At 65.8% G+C, this 20,736-nt stretch carries 17 protein-coding genes; 9 read left to right on the plus strand and 8 right to left on the minus strand.

Features of this window, described 5'->3' with window-relative positions; all coding sequences use genetic code 11:
* Positions 1-197 precede the first annotated feature (197 nt).
* Both carB and ACXYMN_RS05750 read left to right on the plus strand, forming a co-directional pair.
* A complete protein-coding gene (gene carB / locus ACXYMN_RS05745; protein WP_459012540.1) occupies positions 198-3,605 on the plus strand; it encodes a carbamoyl-phosphate synthase large subunit in 3,408 nt (1,135 codons plus the stop codon).
* A 134-nt stretch (positions 3,606-3,739) separates the two neighbouring features.
* Positions 3,740-4,432 (plus strand): FkbM family methyltransferase, encoded by a 693-nt coding sequence (locus tag ACXYMN_RS05750; RefSeq protein WP_459012541.1) that lies wholly within the window; start codon positions 3,740-3,742, stop codon positions 4,430-4,432.
* A gap of 6 nt (positions 4,433-4,438) precedes the next feature.
* Here the strand turns inward: ACXYMN_RS05750 and ACXYMN_RS05755 are convergent, their stop codons facing one another.
* Positions 4,439-5,341, minus strand: a complete 903-nt coding sequence (locus ACXYMN_RS05755; protein ID WP_459012542.1) for a capsular polysaccharide synthesis protein — start codon at positions 5,339-5,341, stop codon at positions 4,439-4,441.
* Between the two features lie 167 nt (positions 5,342-5,508).
* On the opposite strand from ACXYMN_RS05755, the gene gpmI reads away from it, so the two are divergent.
* Genes gpmI through ACXYMN_RS05780 form a run of 5 tightly spaced genes read left to right on the plus strand, consistent with a single transcriptional unit; the run spans position 5,509 to position 10,588 of the window.
* Positions 5,509-7,023: a 2,3-bisphosphoglycerate-independent phosphoglycerate mutase gene (gene gpmI / locus ACXYMN_RS05760; protein WP_459012543.1), complete on the plus strand. Its 1,515-nt coding sequence runs from the start codon at positions 5,509-5,511 to the stop codon at positions 7,021-7,023.
* Complete coding sequence (locus tag ACXYMN_RS05765) at positions 7,020-8,171, plus strand: murein hydrolase activator EnvC family protein (protein ID WP_459012544.1); 1,152 nt, start codon at positions 7,020-7,022, stop codon at positions 8,169-8,171. Before gpmI ends, ACXYMN_RS05765 begins: the two co-directional genes overlap by 4 nt.
* Positions 8,172-8,178: 7 nt before the next feature.
* Entirely contained in the window at positions 8,179-9,561 is a 1,383-nt protein-coding gene (locus ACXYMN_RS05770; RefSeq protein ID WP_459012546.1) for a S41 family peptidase, read from the plus strand.
* A 56-nt stretch (positions 9,562-9,617) separates the two neighbouring features.
* Entirely contained in the window at positions 9,618-10,100 is a 483-nt protein-coding gene (locus tag ACXYMN_RS05775; protein WP_459012547.1) for an RNA pyrophosphohydrolase, read from the plus strand.
* Positions 10,100-10,588, plus strand: a complete 489-nt coding sequence (locus tag ACXYMN_RS05780; RefSeq protein ID WP_459012548.1) for a hypothetical protein — start codon at positions 10,100-10,102, stop codon at positions 10,586-10,588. The genes ACXYMN_RS05775 and ACXYMN_RS05780 overlap by 1 nt, the downstream gene beginning before the upstream one ends.
* A gap of 64 nt (positions 10,589-10,652) precedes the next feature.
* On the opposite strand, the gene ACXYMN_RS05785 is transcribed toward ACXYMN_RS05780, so the two are convergent.
* The 4 genes from ACXYMN_RS05785 to dapE all read right to left on the minus strand — a co-directional run bounded on the left by ACXYMN_RS05785 (position 10,653) and on the right by dapE (position 16,064).
* Entirely contained in the window at positions 10,653-11,945 is a 1,293-nt protein-coding gene (locus tag ACXYMN_RS05785) for a lytic murein transglycosylase (RefSeq protein ID WP_459012549.1), read from the minus strand.
* A 112-nt stretch (positions 11,946-12,057) separates the two neighbouring features.
* Positions 12,058-14,352 (minus strand): ribonuclease R, encoded by a 2,295-nt coding sequence (gene rnr, locus ACXYMN_RS05790; RefSeq protein WP_459012550.1) that lies wholly within the window; start codon positions 14,350-14,352, stop codon positions 12,058-12,060.
* A 111-nt stretch (positions 14,353-14,463) separates the two neighbouring features.
* A complete protein-coding gene (locus tag ACXYMN_RS05795) occupies positions 14,464-14,883 on the minus strand; it encodes a GNAT family N-acetyltransferase (protein WP_459012552.1) in 420 nt (139 codons plus the stop codon).
* Positions 14,880-16,064, minus strand: coding sequence for a succinyl-diaminopimelate desuccinylase (dapE, locus tag ACXYMN_RS05800; RefSeq protein ID WP_459012553.1), 1,185 nt, complete (start codon positions 16,062-16,064; stop codon positions 14,880-14,882). Before dapE ends, ACXYMN_RS05795 begins: the two co-directional genes overlap by 4 nt.
* A gap of 294 nt (positions 16,065-16,358) precedes the next feature.
* On the opposite strand from dapE, the gene ACXYMN_RS05805 reads away from it, so the two are divergent.
* Positions 16,359-17,930 (plus strand): Hint domain-containing protein, encoded by a 1,572-nt coding sequence (locus tag ACXYMN_RS05805; RefSeq protein WP_459012554.1) that lies wholly within the window; start codon positions 16,359-16,361, stop codon positions 17,928-17,930.
* Positions 17,927-19,000: a Hint domain-containing protein gene (locus ACXYMN_RS05810; protein ID WP_459012555.1), complete on the plus strand. Its 1,074-nt coding sequence runs from the start codon at positions 17,927-17,929 to the stop codon at positions 18,998-19,000. The genes ACXYMN_RS05805 and ACXYMN_RS05810 overlap by 4 nt, the downstream gene beginning before the upstream one ends.
* 9 nt (positions 19,001-19,009) lie before the next feature.
* On the opposite strand, the gene ACXYMN_RS05815 is transcribed toward ACXYMN_RS05810, so the two are convergent.
* The 3 genes from ACXYMN_RS05815 to dapD form a co-directional block, all read right to left on the minus strand.
* Complete coding sequence (locus ACXYMN_RS05815) at positions 19,010-19,348, minus strand: hypothetical protein (protein ID WP_459012556.1); 339 nt, start codon at positions 19,346-19,348, stop codon at positions 19,010-19,012.
* Positions 19,349-19,421: 73 nt separating this feature from the next.
* Positions 19,422-19,667: a GlsB/YeaQ/YmgE family stress response membrane protein gene (locus tag ACXYMN_RS05820; protein WP_459012557.1), complete on the minus strand. Its 246-nt coding sequence runs from the start codon at positions 19,665-19,667 to the stop codon at positions 19,422-19,424.
* Positions 19,668-19,871: 204 nt separating this feature from the next.
* A complete protein-coding gene (gene dapD, locus ACXYMN_RS05825) occupies positions 19,872-20,699 on the minus strand; it encodes a 2,3,4,5-tetrahydropyridine-2,6-dicarboxylate N-succinyltransferase (RefSeq protein WP_459012558.1) in 828 nt (275 codons plus the stop codon).
* Positions 20,700-20,736: the final 37 nt, after the last annotated feature.

Genomic DNA, 20,736 nt, shown 5'->3' on the forward strand with positions numbered 1-20,736 from the left:
CCAGGCGCGGCGAATGTCACGGATTGCGTCCCGGCTGTGACGGACGTCGCCGGTACCGCGCACGCGACCGCGCCCTTGCGGTCGGAACCGCCGTAGTTCAGGGCTTGTACCGACGCCTTGCATGTCTATAACCCACGCCAATTTGCGCCGCCGCCTGTTGCGGGTGGCCAGGATCAACTTCGTCTGACGAGGACCCCATGCCCAAACGCACCGATATCTCATCCATCATGATCATCGGCGCCGGGCCCATCATCATCGGACAGGCCTGCGAGTTCGACTATTCCGGGGCCCAGGCCTGCAAGGCGCTGCGCGAGGAAGGTTACCGCGTCATCCTGGTCAATTCGAACCCGGCGACGATCATGACCGACCCGGGACTGGCGGACGCCACCTATATCGAACCGATCACCCCAGAGATCGTCGCCAAGATCATCGCCAAGGAAAAGCCCGACGCGCTGCTGCCGACGATGGGCGGGCAGACCGGACTGAACACCGCGCTCAAGCTGGAAGAGATGGGCGTGCTGGCCGAGCACGGGGTCGAGATGATCGGCGCCAATCGCGACGCCATCGAGATGGCCGAGGACCGCGCGCTGTTCCGCGAGGCGATGGACCGCATCGGGCTGGAAAACCCGAAAGCCACCATCGTGACCGCGCCGAAAAAGCCCGACGGCAGCGCCGACCTCAAGGAAGGCGTGCGCATCGCATTGGAAGCGCTTGAGAGCATCGGTCTGCCCGCGATCATCCGGCCCGCCTATACGCTGGGCGGCACCGGTGGCGGTGTGGCCTACAACCGCGAGGATTACGAACATTTCTGCCGGTCGGGCATGGATGCGTCACCGGTCAACCAGATCCTGATCGACGAGTCGCTGCTGGGCTGGAAAGAGTTCGAGATGGAGGTCGTGCGCGACCGCGCCGACAACGCCATCATCGTCTGCGCCATCGAGAACATCGATCCGATGGGCGTCCACACCGGCGATTCGATCACCGTGGCCCCGGCGCTGACGCTGACCGACAAGGAATACCAGATGATGCGCACGGCCTCGATTGCCGTGCTGCGCGAGATCGGGGTCGAGACCGGCGGCTCGAACGTGCAATGGGCGGTGAACCCCGAAGACGGCCGCATGGTCGTGATCGAGATGAACCCCCGGGTGTCGCGGTCCTCGGCGCTGGCCTCGAAGGCGACAGGTTTTCCGATCGCCAAGATCGCGGCGAAACTGGCGGTGGGTTACACGCTGGACGAGCTGGACAATGACATCACCAAGGTCACGCCCGCGTCGTTCGAGCCGTCCATCGACTATGTCGTCACCAAGATACCGCGCTTTGCATTCGAGAAGTTCCCCGGCGCAGAGCCGTACCTGACCACCGCGATGAAATCGGTGGGCGAGGCGATGGCCATCGGGCGCACCATCCACGAATCGCTGCAAAAGGCGCTGGCGTCGATGGAGACCGGCCTGTCGGGGTTTGACGAGGTCGCCATCCCGGGCATCGAGACCGGAGGCCCCGGCGCGGTGGCCGGGGCAGGGGCACCGCATGTCCCGGGCCAGACCCGGGACCTCTCGGCTTCGGATCATGCCGCTGTCATCAAGGCGCTGTCCAAGGCCACGCCCGACCGGATGCGCACCATCGCCCAGGCCATGCGACTTGGTCTGACGGACGACGACATTCACGGTGTGACCATGTTCGATCCGTGGTTCCTGGCCCGCATCCGCGAAATCGTCGAGGCCGAGAACGCTGTGCGTGCCAACGGTCTGCCGTCTGACGCGGAAGGGGTGCGCGGGCTCAAGATGATGGGCTTCACCGACATGCGGCTTGCCATGCTGACCGGCATGGACGAAACCGCCGTACGGGCCCATCGCATCGGACTTGGCGTCACCGCCGTGTTCAAGCGGATCGACACCTGCGCCGCCGAGTTCGAGGCCCAGACGCCCTACATGTACTCGACCTACGAGGCCCCGCTGATGGGCGAGGTCGAATGCGAAGCACGCCCGTCCGAGGCCAGGAAGGTCGTGATCCTGGGCGGCGGCCCGAACCGGATCGGGCAGGGCATCGAGTTCGATTACTGCTGCTGTCATGCCTGCTACGCGCTGACCGATGCGGGCTATGAGACGATCATGATCAACTGCAACCCCGAGACGGTGTCGACCGATTACGACACCTCGGACCGGCTCTATTTCGAGCCGCTGACCTTCGAGCACGTGATGGAGATCCTGCGGGTCGAGCAGGAAAACGGCACATTGCACGGCGTCATCGTGCAGTTCGGCGGGCAGACGCCGCTGAAGCTGGCCAACGATCTCGAGGCGGCGGGAATCCCGATCCTCGGCACCACGCCCGACGCAATCGACCTTGCCGAGGACCGCGAGCGGTTCCAGGCGCTGGTGACCGAACTTGGCCTCAGGCAGCCCCATAACGGCATCGCGTCGTCCGACGCGCAGGCGCTGGCCATCGCCGAAGAGATCGGCTTTCCGCTGGTGATCCGCCCGTCCTACGTTCTTGGCGGTCGCGCCATGGAGATCGTCCGCGACATGGCCCAGCTCGAGCGCTACATCAAGGAAGCGGTCGTGGTTTCGGGCAAGTCGCCGGTGCTGCTGGACGGCTACCTTTCGGGCGCGGTCGAGCTGGATGTCGACGCGCTGTCCGATGGCACCGACGTGCACGTGGCGGGCATCATGCAGCACATCGAGGAGGCAGGCGTGCATTCGGGCGATTCGGCCTGTTCGCTGCCGCCCTACTCGCTGGCCCCCGGCATCATCGACGAGGTGAAGCGCCAGACCGTTGCGCTGGCCCGGGGCCTCAACGTCGTCGGACTGATGAATGTGCAATTCGCCGTCAAGGACGGTGACATCTACCTGATCGAGGTCAACCCCCGCGCCTCGCGCACGGTGCCCTTCGTCGCCAAGGCAACCGACAGCGCCATTGCGTCCATCGCGGCGCGCATCATGGCCGGCGAGAAGCTTGCCGATTTCCCGATGCGGCCGCCCCATGGTGCGCAGATCGACTATGACACGGACGTGCCGATGGCCGACCCGATGACCCTGGCCGACCCGATGATGCCGTGGTTTTCGGTCAAGGAGGCCGTACTGCCCTTTGCGCGGTTCCCCGGCGTCGACACCATCCTCGGCCCCGAGATGCGCTCGACCGGGGAGGTCATGGGCTGGGACCGGTCCTTCCCGCGCGCCTTTCTCAAGGCGCAGATGGGGGCCGGAAACTTCCTGCCCGAGGGTGGATCGGTGTTCCTGTCGATCAAGGAATCCGACAAGGGCCCAGAGCTGATCGAGACCGCGCGCACCTTGCACGGCCTGGGCTTCAAGATCATCGCCACCTCGGGCACCGCGGCGTTCCTCGAGACCGCGGGCGTGCCTTCCGAGGTCGTCAAGAAGGTCTACGAGGGCCGTCCCAACGTGGTCGACCTGCTCAAGGACGGTGGCATCCAGCTGGTGATGAACACCACCGAGGGCGCCGCCGCGCTCGAGGACAGCCGCGAGATCCGGTCGGTCGCGCTTTATGACAAGATCCCGTATTTCACGACGCTGGCGGGTGCCCACGCGGCGGCCCTGGCGATCAAGGAACGCGGCGAGGGCGAGCTGGTGGTGAAATCGCTGCAGGGGTGACGGCGACAGCCGCGGATCCTCGGGACGTGCCGCTTGTGGATATGCGGTTCCGGTACGGGAGACGCGGCTTACCCCCTCCACATCCGGCAGCCTCTCTGCTACTTCTGCGGCATATTCCATAGCAGGGCCGCGCCATGCCGACCGCAAACCTTTCCGGCCTTCGATTGATGAAATACCGCCTGTTCCGGCATCTGCCCGGCAAGGCCGGTCTGCGCTATGACCGCAAGATCGGCAAGGCGTTCCGCATGGTGGAGTTTGCCGACGCGCTGTCGCAATCGGGCGACCTCATCGGCATCGATCTTGGCGCGAACCTGGGCAAGTACACCCGGCAGATGGCCGCCGGATGCCACACGGTCTACGCGTTCGAACCGGACCCCTGGACCGCCGCCAGGCTGCGCGACAACATCGCCGATCTCGACAATGTCATCATCGAGGAAGCCGCCGTCGGTACCGCACCCGGAACAGTCACGCTGTACCGGCGCACCGATTTTGGCGGCGCGGACGACCGTGCCTCCGAAGGCAGTTCGATCTTCGCCGAGAAATCCAACGTGACCACCGATAACGCCGTCGAGGTGCGTCAGATCGACTTCCTCGCCTTCCTGCGCGGGCTCGACCGCGACGTCGGCGTCCTGAAGATCGACATCGAAGGGGCCGAGGTCGACCTGCTCGAGGCGCTGCTGGATGCGCCGGACGCGCTGGGCCGTATCCGGGCGATCTTTGCCGAGACGCACGAGAATCGCATCGTCTCGCAGAAGCCGCGGATCACGGCGTTGAAGAAGCGCGTGATGCGCATGCGCACGCCGCGGATCAACCTTTACTGGGACTGACGCCGCTCAGGGCGCGGGGGGCCCGGGCATTGCCGTTTCGGCCACCGCTTCCAGCACCGCCATGTGCCGCTCGGGCAGCTTGGTCGGCAGCGACAGCTTCTGCATCACGGTGCCCTCGGCCATCATCCGCACGGCGGTATCGCCGAGCTTGGCGTAGTCCTTTTTCCAGTGGCGCAGGAACAGCGTGTCATAGGAGGTGGTCTTGGGGATCTTCTCCCACTCGGCCCAGAGCGTGGCGCTTTCGGCCATCATCAGGTCGAACAGCATGGCACAGGCGAAGTAGGGCGTGACAATGCCGCCGCCGCCGCGTTTGACATCGACCGCCCAGTTGGGATCCTTCGGCTGATAGATGCGTTTCGGGCCCCGGATCGACAGCGGGCCCTGCAGCTTGTCCATTGTGCGGCCCAGAAGGCGCAGGATGTCGCCCTTGGTGCCCCGGTCCAGTTCGCGCTTGAAGCGCATCGGGCGGCGCGGGATGCGCCAGTATTCGACCATCTTGTCGCGCCAGCCCACCACCAGCGGATGATCGGGGACCGAACCCAGGAACCAGGTTTCGGCCATGCGCTTGCGGTAGGGGTCGTGATAGGCGAAAAATCCCGACGGCATGAGGCGCGGCAGAAACGTGTCCAGCGGTTGCAGCGGCACGGTATAGGCATCGACCCAGACGCCGCCCTCTTTGGCGAGGCTCGAGAGACGGACGATGTTGGAAATGCCAGTATAGGACATCTTGTCGCCGTCGATGCCGAACGTCTCGAAATCGGGTGCGATATGTGTCCAGTCGAGGATGCGCAGGTCCCAGCCCGGGTTCATCCGCGCCCAGAGGTCCCAGCACCGCTTGATGTCATCCGGTGCGGCGTCGCGTCCCTGATGCCAGTAGCCAAAGATGTTGCGGTTGAAGGTGTCGTCCATGCGTCCTCCTTGCGGAAAGGCGTGCTGAAGTTGCGGGTCGGTTTGATTTTGCACAGAGACCGCGCCGGGGAAACTGCCGATTTGCACGCCGGGGCGCATCATGCCTTCCCCAGACCCCACCGGCTCTGATACCTCTCGGCGCGATCCATTCATCAAGGGGCCGCACCATGACCAAACCTGTCGTTCTCACAATCCTCGATGGCTGGGGTCTGTCCGAGGACCGCACCGCCAATGCCCCGGCGCTTGCCGACACGCCGAACATGGACCGGCTGATGCGCGATTGCCCCAATGCGACGCTGATCACCCACGGGCCGGATGTCGGGCTGCCGACCGGGCAGATGGGCAATTCCGAGGTCGGGCACACCAACATCGGCGCGGGCCGGGTGGTGGCGATGGATCTGGGTCAGATCGACCTTGCGATCGAGGATGGCAGCTATTTCAAGAATGCCCCGATGCTGGATTTCGCGGACAAGGTGAAGGCGGCGGGCGGGCGCGCGCATCTGTTCGGGGTGGTGTCGGACGGCGGCGTGCATGGCCATATCGACCACATCCTGGCCACTGCCCGGATGATGGCCGATCACGGCCTCGAGGTGGTGATCCACGCCATCACCGATGGTCGCGACGTGCCGCCGAAAAGCGCCGATGGTTTCATCGACCGCCTTGTTGCCGAGTTGCCCGACGGGGCCAGCGTGGGGACGGTGATCGGTCGTTACTTTGCCATGGACCGCGACAATCGCTGGGACCGGGTCGAAACCGCCTACCGTGCCATCGCGCTCGGCAAGGGCGACACCGCGAGCACGCCCGCAAGGGCGGTCGAGCAGGCCTGGGCCGCGGACAAGACCGACGAATTCATTCCCGCGACGGTGATCGACGGATATACCGGGCTGGCCTCGGGCGACGGGCTCTTCTGTCTCAACTTCCGCGCCGACCGCGCGCGCGAGATTCTGGCGGCCATCGGTGCCCCGGACTTCGACGGGTTCGACCGCGAAAAACCGGATCTGTCGGCCTTTCTCGGCATGGTGTCCTATTCCGACGCCCACAACGCCTACATGACGGTCGCCTATCCCAAGCAGAAACTCGTCAACACCCTGGGGGCCTGGGTCGCCCGGCACGGGCTGCGGCAGTTCCGCCTCGCCGAGACCGAGAAATATCCCCATGTCACGTTTTTCCTCAACGGCGGCAAGGAAGACCCCGAGCCGGGCGAGGATCGCTTCATGCCAAAGTCGCCCGATGTGGCGACCTATGATCTTCAGCCGGAAATGAGCGCGCCCGAGGTGACGGAGAAACTCGTCGAGGCGATCCGGGATGGCTACGACCTGATTGTCGTGAACTACGCCAATCCGGACATGGTGGGGCATACCGGCGACCTCGAGGCGGCCAAGATCGCCTGCGCCACCGTCGATGCCGGGCTGGGGCAGGCGCTGGCGGCCCTCGACGCGGTCGGTGGCGCCATGATCGTCACCGCCGATCACGGCAATTGCGATGCCATGATCGATCCGGAAACCGGTGGGCCGCATACCGCGCATACGCTCAACCCGGTGCCGGTGATCCTCTATGGCGGACCCGAGGGGGCAACCCTGGCAACAGGCGGACGTCTGGCCGATCTTGCGCCGACGCTGCTTGAACTGATGGGGCTGGACCAGCCCGAAGAAATGACCGGACAGAGCCTGATCCGCACATGATCCGCGCGCACTGCCTGCAACTCCTGCTGACCCTCGGTCTGGCCTTCGCGACGCTTGCGCCGGTCGCGACCCGCGCCGTGGCGCAGGATGCCGGTGCCGCGGCGCGGGACGCAGCGGCAGCGCTTGATCGCGCGGGTCTGCAACTGGCAGCGGCCAGCAGCGCGTCCGATCGTGTCGCGGCGCTCACCGCGACGGTGCGCGCCTATGAGGACGGTCTGACCGCCCTGCGCGACGGCCTGCGCGATGCCGCCATCCGCGAGACCGCGTTGCGCCGCGATCTCGAGGCACGCGAAGCCGAGGTCGCGGACCTTCTGGGGGCGTTGCAAACCCTGGGCCGGTCCGACATCGCCGAGCAGTTGCTGCATCCCGAAGGCCCGGTCGGCGCGGCCCGGTCGGGCATGCTGGTGGCGGCGGTGACGCCGGGTCTGGCGTCGCATGCCCAGGCGCTGGCCCGCGATCTGCAGGAAGTCACCACCTTGCGGCAATTGCAGGAAAGCGCGGCGGACACGCTGCGCGACGGGCTCGACGGGGCACAGCGCGCCCGCGCCGGGCTCAGCCAGGCGGTGGCCGACCGCACCGATCTGCCGCGCCGCTTCACCGAAGACGCGGTCAAGACCGCCATCCTGATCTCGGCGACGGAAACGCTTGAAGGTTTTGCCAGCGGCCTGTCGCAGATCACCGAAGGCGATGTCGCGCCCGATGCGCCAAGCACCCGACTGACCCGGGGGGCCATTCCGTTCCCGGTGTCGGGCCGCATCCTGCGCCGCGCGGGCGAGGCCGATGCCGCGGGCGTCGCGCGGCCCGGTATCGTGCTGGCGACCCGCCCCGAGGCGCTGGTTACGACCCCCGTGGCGGCGACGATCCGTTATGTCGGACCGCTGCTCGATTACGGACTCGTCGCCATTCTCGAACCCCGCGCCGATCTGCTGTTCGTGCTGGCGGGCCTCGAGACGCTTTATGGCGAGGCAGGTCAGGTCCTGCCCGCAGGCGCACCCGTCGGCCTGATGGGGGGAGGCGGTGAAAACACCTCTCTGTTACAGTCGGGCGATGGGGGTGGAAACACCCGGCCAGAGACGCTCTATATAGAAGTCAGAGAAGGGGATGCGCCGGTCGATCCGCTGGCGTGGTTCACAACCGACAAGGGATAACATCACTATGAAGAAATTCGTCATGGCCGCGCTCGGCGGGACGCTCGCCGGCATCGTCGCGACGACCCAGTTCGTGGGCCCGCTTCTGGCGCAGGAAAACGGCCGTTCGACCAGCGTCTACGAGCAACTCGACCTGTTCGGCGACATCTTCGAACGGATTCGCGCGCAATATGTCGAGGATGTCGACGAAGAGGACCTGATCGAGGCCGCCATCGACGGCATGCTGACCTCGCTCGATCCGCATTCCAGCTACCTGTCGCCGGACGATGCGGCTGACATGCGGGTGCAGACCCGGGGCGAATTCGGCGGTCTGGGCATCGAGGTGACGCAGGAAGACGGTTTCGTGAAGGTCGTCTCGCCGATCGACGGCACCCCCGCCGACATCGCCGGGATCGAGGCGGGCGATTTCATCACCCATGTGGACGGGGAATCGGTGCTGGGCCTGACGCTGGACGAAGCGGTCGACATGATGCGCGGTCCGGTCGGCTCCGAGATCATCATCACCGTGGTGCGCGAGGGCGAGGGCGACCCCTTCGACGTCGAGATCGTCCGCGATACCATCACCCTGACCGCGGTACGCACCCGGACTGAGGGGCAGACCGTGGTGCTGCGGGTGACCACCTTCAACGACCAGACCTATCCCAATCTCGAGGAAGGCCTGCGCGAGCAAGTCGAAAGCCTGGGCGGCATGGACAACGTCAACGGCTTCATCGTCGATCTGCGCAACAACCCGGGCGGGCTTCTGACCCAGGCGATCAAGGTATCGGACGCGTTTCTCGACGCGGGCGAGATCGTGTCGACCCGGGGCCGCGACCCGCAGGATGGCGACCGCTACAACGCCACCGAAGGCGATCTTGCCGACGGCAAGCCGCTGGTGGTGCTGATCAACGGCGGCTCCGCCTCTGCTTCCGAGATCGTGGCAGGCGCGCTGCAAGACCATCGCCGCGCCATCGTCGTGGGCACCAAGAGCTTCGGCAAGGGTTCGGTCCAGACCGTCATGCCGCTGCGGGGCGAGGGGGCGATGCGCCTGACCACGGCGCGCTACTACACGCCTTCGGGTCGCTCGATCCAGGCGCTGGGCGTGTCGCCGGATATCATCGTGGCCCAACCCCGGCGCAACCCCGCGAGCGAGGAAGAGGAAGACCCCACGGGCCTGCCCACCCGGTCCGAGGCCGACCTGCGCGGATCGCTCGACAATGACAGCCTGACCGAGGACGAGCTGCGCCAGATCGAGGAAGACCGCGCGAAGGCGGAACAGGCGGCGGCATTGCGCGAAGAGGATTACCAGCTGGCCTATGCCATCGACATCCTCAAGGGCCTGTCGGCGCTGGGTCCGAACGTCCAGGCCCTGAGCCAGGGCGCGGCACCGGCACCGAGCGACAGCCAGTAAGACCGAACCAAAGGCGCCCCCGACCGGGGGCGTCTGTCCGGCAGGAGAGGGCCAGCATGACCCCTGAGCAGATCGAGAAGCTGCCGTACCGGCCCTGCGTCGGCGTGGTGCTGGCCAATCCAAGGGGCGAGATCTTCGTCGGCCAGCGGTTCGAAACCACGACGCCCGCGTGGCAAATGCCGCAGGGCGGGATCGATCCGGGCGAAACCCCGCGGGACGCCGCAATCCGCGAGTTGTGGGAAGAGACCGGTGTGACCCGGGATCTGGTGCGCACCGAGGCCGAGACGAAGGACTGGGTGGCCTATGATCTGCCGCACGACATCGTGCCCCGGATCTGGAAAGGGCGGTATCGGGGCCAGACCCAGAAATGGGTGTTGTTCCGGTTTCTGGGCAAGGACGCCCAGATCGACATCGCCACCGCGCATCCCGAATTTTCCCAATGGCGCTGGCTTGCACCCGATGCGGTGGTGGAACAGATCGTGCCGTTCAAGCGTCCTGTCTATGAGGCCGTGCTTGGCGAATTGAAGGAGCATCTGTAATGCGCATCGTTCTGGCCACCTGTCTGGCGCTGCTTTCCGGTCCGGCCCTTGCGCTGTCCTGCATGCCCGCGGATATCGCGGCGGATTACCAGCGCGCCGAGGCAGACGAAGCGGCCTGGATCGTCGTCGCCGGAAAGATCACCTTCGATGAGAGCAAGCTGCCCGAGGGTGAGGCGGACCAGCAGACAGGAACGCTTCCCGAGGTCGACATTCCCGCGCGGATCGCGGGCGGCTCGCTGGGTCCGGAGGGATTCACCCGGGCCTTTTCGCGCGACATCACTTTGCGGGTGATGTGCCTTGGTCCGTGGTGTGGCGGGGTCAAAAGCGGGCTCGACTACATCGCCTTCCTGAAGAAGGAGGGCGATGATTACGTCGCGATGGCGTCGCCCTGTCCCGGCATGTTGTACCCCGACCCGACGCCCGAACAACTCGCGACAGTCACCGCCTGCTTCAACGGCGGTCCCTGCACGCCGAAGTTCCGGCGCTAGGCGGGCGCGGGTTTCCGCAACAGGCGTGTGCAGGATTTTTGACGAAAAAATCCTGGGTCCTGGCTCAGCCGTCGCGCAACCGTGTCAGCACGGCAAGCGAGACATAGCCGTCGGGGCGCACGCCCAGCGACTTCTGGTAATTGCGCACCGATGAGATGGTGAGCGGGCCGATCCGTCCGTCGATCTTCTCGGGGTCGAAACCCGCCGCGCGCAGCCGTTCCTGCAACTCGATCCGTTCGTCATAGGTCAGTGCCCGATCCTGCCGCGGCCATGACCCGGTCAGCGGGCCCGCGCCGCCGATCCGGTCGGCAAGGTGGCCCACCGCGATCACATAGGCATCGGCGGTGTTGTACCGCTCGAGAACCTCGAAATTGTCGGAAATCAGGAAGGCCGCGCCATCCGCCCCGGCGGGCAGGAGCAGCGACAGTTCCGTGTCCTGCGGCATCCCGGTCGGGCCGACCGGGGTGACGCCCAGCGCGCGCCATGCGTCCAGCGTCATCCGGTTGTCGCGCCGGGCCTGCATGTAGTCGAAGGGCACCGGCACCAATACCTCGATCCCCCAGGGCACGCCGGTCTGCCAGCCGTGATGTTTGAGATAGGCGGCGGTCGAGGCCAGCGCGTCGCGCGGATCGTCCGACCAGATGTCGCGCCGCCCGTCACCGGTATGGTCCACCGCCAGTTGCAGATAGGAAGACGGCATGAATTGCGTGTGCCCCATGGCCCCCGCCCAGGAACCGCGCAACCGCGAAGGCGTCGTCTCGCCCGCGTCGAGGATTTCGAGAGCGGCCAGTACCTCGGCCTCGAAGAAGTCGGCGCGGCGAGCCTCATAGGCCAGCGTGGCCAGTGCGGCGAGCGTCGGCGTGTCGCCGCGATAGCCACCGTAGGCCGATTCCAGCCCCCAGATCGCCGCGACGATTTCGCGCCGCACGCCGTACTCTGTCTCGATCCCCGCGAGCGTGTCGGCCTGATCGGCAAGCGCCTTGCGCCCGTTGGCGACGCGGGTGTCGGACACGGCGGTGTCGAGGTAGGACCAGATCGTCTTGGTGAACTCGTTCTGGCGGCGATCGCGGTCGACGATCTTGGGGTCGAAGCGCGCGTCTGCGAAGGCCGCGTCATAGGTTGCGCCCGAGATGCCTTGCGCCAAGGCGGTGTCGCGGAACGCGGCGATCCAGGCCTCGAATCCCGCTTGGCTCAGCGTGTCGATGTCGGCAAGAGGCGTGCGGGTGGCTTCTGCCCGGACGTCCACCGCGCTGGGCGCTTCGGGCCGCGCCTCGGGGCGGGGCGAGGCGCCAGGCGTCACGGCAAGCGCCGTGGTGGCAAGAACGGAGAGCGTAGCGGCAATGGCAAAACGGAACATGGCGACCTGCATAGGGAAGTTTGTGGCAGACTAGCCTGAAGCCCGGCACGCCGAAAGCGCCAGCTTCGCGGCGCGCGGCCCCTTGCCGACGCGCCCCTTTGCGGGCACCGGATCAGCGCTGCCGATTGCGGCGGGCCTGGACCTTGGCGGTCTTGCTGTCCTTTTTCTTCGCGCGCGCCAGCTTGCGCTTCGGCGAGGTGCCGGGCTTGCCCTTGCGCGGCCCGTAACGCCGCTGCGGACGTTTGCCGGAGCCTTCGGGCATCTCGCGGTCCTCGAGGGTCAGAAGCTCGAATGCGATGCCGCCGGTGACGGGGGCCGCTTCGACCAGCTTGACCGTCACGCGCTGACCAAGGCCGATCATGGTGCCGGTCTCGGCCCCCATCAGGGTGCCTTCGTCGCGGTTGAAGTGGAAGTATTCCGACCCGAGGTTCCGCATCGGGATCAGCCCGTCCGCGCCGGTTTCGTCCAGCTTGACGAAAACCCCGAACTTGGCGATCCCCGAGATGCGCCCGGAAAACTCCGCCCCCACCCGATCCGACAGGAACGCCGCGAGGTACCGGTCGGTGGTGTCGCGTTCCGCCACCATCGAGCGGCGCTCGGTCTCGGAGATATGCGTGCCGGTCTGCTCCAGCGTGTCGAGGTCCTGCGCCGACAGCCCGTCATCGCCCCAGCCATGCGCCGTGATCAGCGCGCGATGCACGATCAGGTCCGAATAGCGCCGGATCGGCGAGGTGAAATGCGCATATTCCGTCAGTGCGAGGCCGAAATGCCCGAAGTTCTTGGGGCTGTAATAGGCCTGCGTCATGGCCCGCAGCGTCGACAGGTTGATCAGTTCGGCCTCGTCCCGCCCGGCTGCCTGCGCCAGCAGCTGGTTGAGGTGCGATGTCTTCAGCACCTGACCCTTGGCCAGCGTCAGCCCCGCCGCCTCGGCGGTGTCGCGCAGGGTTTCCAGCTTGTCCTCGGGCGGCTCTTCGTGGACGCGGAACAGCAGCGGCGTCTTCTTCGCGGTCAGCGTCTCGGCGGCGGCGACATTGGCCAGCACCATGAATTCCTCGATCAGCCGGTGCGCATCGAGCCTGTCGACGAAGTTCACGCTTTCGACGGCGCCTTCCTCGGACAGCTGTATGCGCCGTTCGGGCAGGTCCAGTTCAAGCGGCTGGCGACGTTGGCGGGCGTCCCGCAGCGCGAAATAGGCATCGTAGAGCGGTTTGATGACGTCTTCGAGCAGGGGCGCGACATGGTCGTTCGGTGCCCCGTCATAGCCCTGCTGGACCTCCTGGTAGCTGAACGCCGCCGAGGAATGCATCAGGCCGCGCATGAAGCGGTGGCTTTTCTTGTTGCCGTCGGCGTCAATAACCATCCTGACCGCAAGACAGGCGCGCGGCACGGCTTCGTGCAACGAGCAGAGATCGCCCGACAGGCGGTCCGGCAGCATCGGCACGACCCGGTCGGGAAAGTAGCTGGAATTGCCGCGCTTGCGGGCTTCGCGGTCAAGCGCCGAGCCGGGGCGCACGTAATAGGCCACGTCGGCAATCGCGACCCATAGGACAAAGCCGCCCTTGTTTTTCGGGTCGTCGTCGGGTTCGGCATAGACGGCGTCGTCCCGGTCGCGTGCATCCGCGGGGTCGATGGTAACCAGATCGAGGTCGCGCAGGTCGGTGCGGTCGTCCAGACCCGCCGGGGCCATGCGGTCAGCCTCGGCGATGACATCGTCGGGGAACGCGTCGGGGATGCCGTGCTGGTGGATCGCGATCAGCGACACCGCCCGGGGTTCCGACGGATCGCCCAGCCGGGCGGTGATGCGGGCGCGCGGCGTGCCCATGCGCGACTTTGGGCCGATCTGCTCGGCCTCGACCAATTCGCCGTCCCTGGCGCCGCCGGTGGCCCCGCTGGCGACAAGCCAGTCGCGGTCGGCGCCCTTGTCGATGGGCTGGATCGATCCGCCTTCGGAACTGGCGCGGAAGATCCCAACGACCTTGAGCGGGTTGGCCCCGATGCGGCGAATAAGCCGCGCCTCGTAGTGGTGATCCTCGGCCTTGACCTCTTGCAGGCGGGCAAGGATGCGGTCGCCGTCGCCCAGCGCCGGATCGCTGTCGCGCGCGACGATCAGGATCGTGGGTTCAAGACCACTGCCCGCCCATTCCAGCGGCGTCGCGAAAAGGTCACCATCGGCGTTCGGCGCCTGCACCTCGAGCAGGCTGACCGGCGGCAGGCGGTCGGGATCGCGATAGGTCTTCTTGCGTTTCTCGAGGTGGCCCTCGTCTTCCAGCGACTTGAGAATCTTTTTCAGATCGATGCGCTGTGCGCCCTTGATCCCGAAGGCCCTGGCGATGTCGCGCTTGGCCGTCTGGGTCGGGTTTTGGGCGATCCAGTCGAGGATCTCTGCCTTGGTGGGGAGTTGTGCCATGATCTGCCATCTAGCATGTGCCGATTGCCTCGTCACGGGGCGATCACGCGGCATGCCTGGGCACGGGCGGGGCAATCACAGGGAGATCACAAGTCCGATCACCGGTTTGCCTCAGGGGGCGCGGCGCATCATCCGGTGGGGCACGCCTTCGTCGTCGTAGTCGTCGCCGTATGCGACGAAACCCAGCCCGGCATAAAACCGCATCGCCCGGACCTGCGCGCCAAGCGCCACCACCGCGACCCCCTGCGCGCGAAAATGGTCAACCGCCGCGGTGACAAGCGCCGCGCCGATGCCCCGCCCGCGGGCGTCGCGGTGAACGCAGATGCGTCCGATCCGGCCTTCACCGTCCGACAGGAACAGCCGCGCGCAGCCGACGGGTCTGCCATCGTCGCGCGCCAGCAGATGCGTCGCGGTGTCATCGAGCGCGTCGAACTCGGACGCTTCGGAAAAGCCCTGTTCGCCCACGAACACCGCCATGCGCAGCGCCCGGACAGGGGCGAAATCGTCGGCGACGGATATGGTGACGCTCATGCGAAATAGTCGCGCAGGATCCGACTATAGATCGCCTTGAGCTGGTGGACCTGCGCAACCGGCACGCGCTCATCGACCTGATGCATGGTGTCGCCCACAAGACCGAACTCGACCACCGGGCAATGGTCCTTGACAAAGCGCGCGTCCGACGTGCCGCCCGAGGTCGACAGCACCGGGGCGATGCCGGTCTCGGCCTCGACGGCGCGGGCCACAAGCTCGGACAGCGGGCCGGGCGGCGTCAGGAAGCTTTCGCCAGAAAGTTTGACCTCGACCCCGGTCGTGGTGCCGAAGGTGTCGTCGACCTCGGCCGCCATCTCGCGCAGCCAGCATGCCAGCGACGCACCGCTGTGCAGATCGTTGAACCGCACGTTCACAAGCCCCCTTGCCGTGGCCGGGATCACGTTGGTCGCGGTGTTGCCGACATCCATGCTGACCACCTGCAGCGACGAGGCATCGAAGTGATCGGTGCCGTCGTCAAGCGTGTGACTGGCCAGTCGGTCGAGCAGACGCGCCATGGCGTGGCAGGGGTTGGTCGCGCGGTGCGGATAGGCCGCGTGGCCCTGCACGCCACGCGTGGTGATCCAGGCCGACAGTGACCCGCGCCGTCCGATTTTCATCATCTCGCCCATCTGCGCGGGGCAGGTCGGTTCACCCACGAGGCAGACCGACATCTGCTCGCCCGCGTCCGCCATCCAGTCGAGCAACGCCGTCGTGCCGTCGGTCGCGGGGCCTTCCTCATCGCCGGTGATCGCAAGGATCACGGCCCCGTCGGGCGGTGTCCGAGTGACCAGATCGATGGCCGCGGCGACAAAGGCCGCGACGCCGGATTTCATGTCCGTGGCACCGCGCCCCCAGAGACGCCCGTCCTTTTCGATGCCACCGAAGGGATCGACCGACCATGCGTCTGCATCCCCCACCGGGACCACATCGGTATGGCCGTTGAAGCCGAAGCTGCGCGCATGGCCCCTGTCGCCCCAGCGCGCGAACAGGTTCGCGACGCCGCCGCGGTCGACGCGGGTGCAGGCAAATCCCGCCGCCTCCAGCCGGTCCCGCAGCAGCGCCAGCGCGCCGCCTTCCTCGGGGGTGACCGACGGGCAGCGGATCAGATCGGCCGTCAGGCGCACAGGATCGACAGGGGCGGCGGGATCGGCGGGGGGGCGGGAACCGGTGGCGTTGGACATGGGTCAAATTATCCTGAAACGGGTCGGGCCCCGGCGTTACCGCAGGCACCGGCGCTGCGCAAATGTGGCGTGAATGCCGCAATTGTCCGGCAGAGATATGGCACATCCCAAGATTTTCCGCCCATTTCGCCGGGGCCTCCGATAGCCTTGCTGAAAAATATAATATGTCCGAGGCAGGGCAGCTTTCGCAACCATCGACCGAAGGGATCATCCGCGTGCGCGCGGCGATGCCGATTCTTTCGCGTGTGTTTGTCGGACGGGTGCGTCCTGCCATCGGCCTGCGACGAGGCAGACATGGTACAGGCAAGCGAGCTTCCCATCGATGAGGGCGCGACTGCGATCGAGATGGCAGAGACCATCTTTGCCGACGACATCACCGTTCTCAGTGCAAGCTATACCGGCGATTCCAACAGCTCGGGCGTCTATTCCAATGCCGATGCCGTGATGCCTGGCGTGGCACCGGGGGATACCGGTGTCATCTTCTCGACCGGCGATGTGGACGATGTCACCAATTCGTTCTCATCGTCCAACCAGCGCACCAACACCTCGACCAACACGTCGGGCCAGAACAACAATGCCGATTTCAACGCCGCCGTGGGCACCTCGACCTATGACGCCGCCTATCTGGATGTGGATTTCATCCCCGAAGGCGACACGCTGACCTTCGATTTCGTCTTTCTGTCCGAGGAATTTCCCGAATACGAAAGCGCCATCTACCAGGATTTCGTCGGTGTCTGGATCAACGGCGAACTGGTGCCGCTGTCGATCGGGGACGGCGATATCGACCCCAACAACCTGAACTCGGACAGCAACGCGAACCTGTACGTCGACAACACCACCGACGCCTACAACACCGAGATGGACGGCTTCACAGTTACCATGTCGGTGACGGTTCCGGTGACGGCGGGCGAAGTGAACTCGATCCGGATCGGGATCGCGGATGTCAGCGATTCGAACTACGATTCGACCATTATGATCGGCGCGCAATCGGGCACCACCAAGCTGATCGCGATAGATGACAGCGCCCAGCTCGCGCCCGGGGAAAGCACGACCTTCGACGTGCTGGCCAATGACATCGACGCATCGACCGGCACGCTGACAGTGACGCATATCAACGGCATCGCGGTCTCGGTGGGCAACAGCGTCACGCTGACCACGGGGCAGGTGATCACCCTGAACGCCGACGGCACGCTGACGGCGACGGGCGATAATGACGACGAAGTGGTCAATTTCACCTACACCATGGAGAACGCGGCGGGGGCCTCGGATACCGGCTTCATCACCCTGTCGCAGGTGCCCTGCTTCGTGGCGGGCACCGTCATCGACACGCAGGCGGGTCCGCGCCTGGTGGAAAAGCTGCAACCGGGCGACATGGTCCGTACCGCGGATGACGGCTATCAGCCGTTGCGCTGGGTCGGGCAGCGCAGCGTCCGCGGACAGGGTGAACATGCCCCGATCGAGATTGCGGCCAATACCTTCGGGTCGCATCTGCGCCTGCAGGTATCGCCGCTGCACCGCATCCTGGTCGAGGACGCGAAGGTCGATCTGATGTTCGCCGAAAGCGCGGTGCTGATATCGGCCAAGTACCTGGTGAACGATGGCACCGTCCGACGCGTCGAGAGCAGCCAGGTGACTTACGTTCACCTGATGTTCGACGCGCATCAGATCATCTATTCCAACGGCCTCGCGTCCGAGAGTTTCCTGCCCGGTCCGTTGGTCGGCTCGATCTTCGAAGCCGAGGTGCTGGCCGAGATCTGCGATATCTTCCCGGAACTGGACCCTGCGACCGGCGATGGCTATGGCCCCGCCGTCCGCCGTGTGCTGAAGGGCTTCGAGGCCCGCGCGCTGCTCGGGGTGGCCGCATGAGCTGGATCGCGCTGTCAGGCGGCGACATCAACTGGACCTGCCCCGACACGTTCGGTCCGGATGCCGAAAGCCGTCACAATCTGCTGACGCGCGGCTCCTTGGTGATCGAGACGCGGCTGTCCCCCGAGGGGCGTCCGCAGACGCTTCTGGGATATGAGCGACGACATCCCTGGGCCGCGCATATCTCGCTTCAGGCGGTGCCGGGGGGCGGCGTCGTGGTGGTACTGCGGCAGGGCGATTCGCTGTTTCACTCGGTGATCCCGCCGGAAATCGGTGAACGGACCCAGACACTTCGGCTGACGTTTTCCTGGGATGCGCCCGGTCGCTGGGGTCGCCTGTCGGTCGAACGACCCGAAACCTCGAGCGTGCGCTCGATCAGGACACCGCCGCCGCCGCCGCTGATGCTGGAAGACATCTTCACCATGATCCACCGCCCGCAGCTCTGCGAGCGCGATGCGGACGTGGTGTTCTACGCGGTGTCTGACCGGATCGAGCCGGTCGGGCCGCAGCCCACACTTGCAAAAAATGCATTGATCGAGACGGAGCGAGGGACCAAGCGCGCCTGCGATATCCGCGCGGGCGATCTGGTGCGCACGCTTGAAGGGGCGTTGCAGCCGGTGCTCAAGGTGATCGAGCGGACCGTTCCGGCGCTGGGATCGTTTCAGCCGGTGCGCCTGCGCGCGCCCTATCTCGGCCTTGTCCGGGACGTGATGGTGGCCCCGCATCAGCGGCTGGTGATCGGCGGTTCCGAGGTCGAGTATACCTTTGGCCGCGAGACCGTGCTGATCCCGGCGGACGCACTGGCCAACGGCTTCACCGGCTTGCGCGATACGCAGCGCAGTTTCGTGCGGTATTACCAGTTCGTACTGCCGCGCCACGATGCGCTGATGATCGCGGGGGCGGCCTTCGAAAGCCTGTATCTCGGTCGGTTGCGGCGGGATCGCGCGCTGACCTCGGCCACGCTGCTTGCGGACATGGAGCCGCGCATCTTCCCCGAACACGTGCGCGCGGGCTATCAGACCCTGCGCCCCTTCGAGGCGGTCACCCTTGCCGAGGCGCGCGCCGCGTGATCCGCCGGACTAATGCGTGGCCTTGTCGAAATAGGGCGTGATCTGCGCCACCACGACAGAGTTTTCCGCCAGCGCGCGGGCCATCAGCCCGGCCTCGTCGGCGGCTATGTCATGGCCCGCCTCGCGACGGTCTTCTTCGGTGCCATAGCCGGTCACGTCGAGCGGGGCCATATCCGCCTGCTTGAGGATGGCCACGGTTTCGCGCACGGCCTCGGCCTCGTCGACGCCCGAGGCATAGCACATCAGCGCGGCCCCGGTCGCCCCCTTGGGAAGGCCGTCGCCGGTCTTGCGGCCAAGCTCGACCACAAGCGTGTATACCTTCTGCTTCTTGCCGTCCGGTTTTGTCATGCCGCGTTCCTTTGGGGTTTGGCGGGGCGTTGTCAATCGCGCGCGTCGGTTGCCCCGCCGATCATCGCGCCGCCTATCGCCTGATGACGCGCCAGCCCGCGATCAGCAGGCAGGCCCCGATCAGGCCGACCACCAGCTGCGACAACCACCAGCCGGACGCCATGATGCCCAGAACACCCAGCAGCCAGTTGGCAACGACCGCGCCGACGATCCCGAGGATGATGTTGAGGAAAAGCCCGGTCTCGGCCTTCATGATCATGCTCGCGATCCACCCGGCAAGGCCGCCGACGATGATCGATCCCAGAAATCCAAGTCCCATGATGTTACTCCTTGTCTTGTTCGCCATGTTGCACCGCTGTCCGGCGCCTGACCGACCACCTATCCGGTCCGCGCGGTTCCGGACGCGGTCGTCACCCGTCACATGTTACAGCGCGCCGCTGCACGTCTCGATAGCATGAAAAAGGCCCGGTCCTGTCATGCAGACAACGACCGAGCCTTGATTTGGTTTCCTTGAAACGAAACTTCAGTCCCGCAAAAGCTCGTTGATGCCCACCTTCGAGCGGGTGCGTTCATCCACGCGCTTGACGATCACGGCACAATAGAGGTTCACACCGTTCTTCGATGGCATGGAGCCTGACACCACCACCGAATAGGGCGGCACCTCGCCATAGGTGAATTCGCCGGTCTCGCGGTCGACGATCTTGGTGGACTGACCGATATAGACACCCATGCCCAGAACAGCGCCTTCGCGGACGATGCAGCCCTCGACCACTTCCGAACGGGCCCCGATGAAGCAGTTGTCCTCGATGATGGTGGGCCCGGCCTGCATCGGCTCGAGCACGCCGCCGATACCGACGCCGCCGGACAGATGCACGTTCTTGCCGATCTGCGCGCAGGAACCGACCGTGGCCCAGGTATCGACCATGGTGCCTTCGCCCACATGCGCGCCAAGGTTGACGAACGACGGCATCAGCACGACGCCGGGGGCGATATAGGCGGATTTGCGGACGATGCAGTTGGGCACGGCGCGGAAGCCCGCCGCTTTCCAGTCCTTCTTTTTCCAGCCCGCGAACTTGCTGTCGACCTTGTCCCACCAGGCGCCGCCCTGCGGGCCGCCCGACTGCTTTTCCATATCCTTGATGCGAAAGCCCAGAAGCACCGCTTTCTTGGCCCATTGGTTGACGTGCCAGTCGCCGCTGTCCTGCCGTTCGGCGACCCGCAACTTGCCGGAATCGAGCGCGTTCAACGTCTTTTCGATGGCGTCGCGGGTGTTGCCCCTGGTGTCGGGCGTAATCTCGGCGCGCGCCTCCCAGGCGCTCTCGATGGCAGCTTCAAGCTGGGCGATGTCCATGGGCCTCTGGTCCTTGTCCGGGTTTTCAGATCGCGCC

Source organism: Roseivivax sp. CAU 1753, from assembly GCF_054482575.1.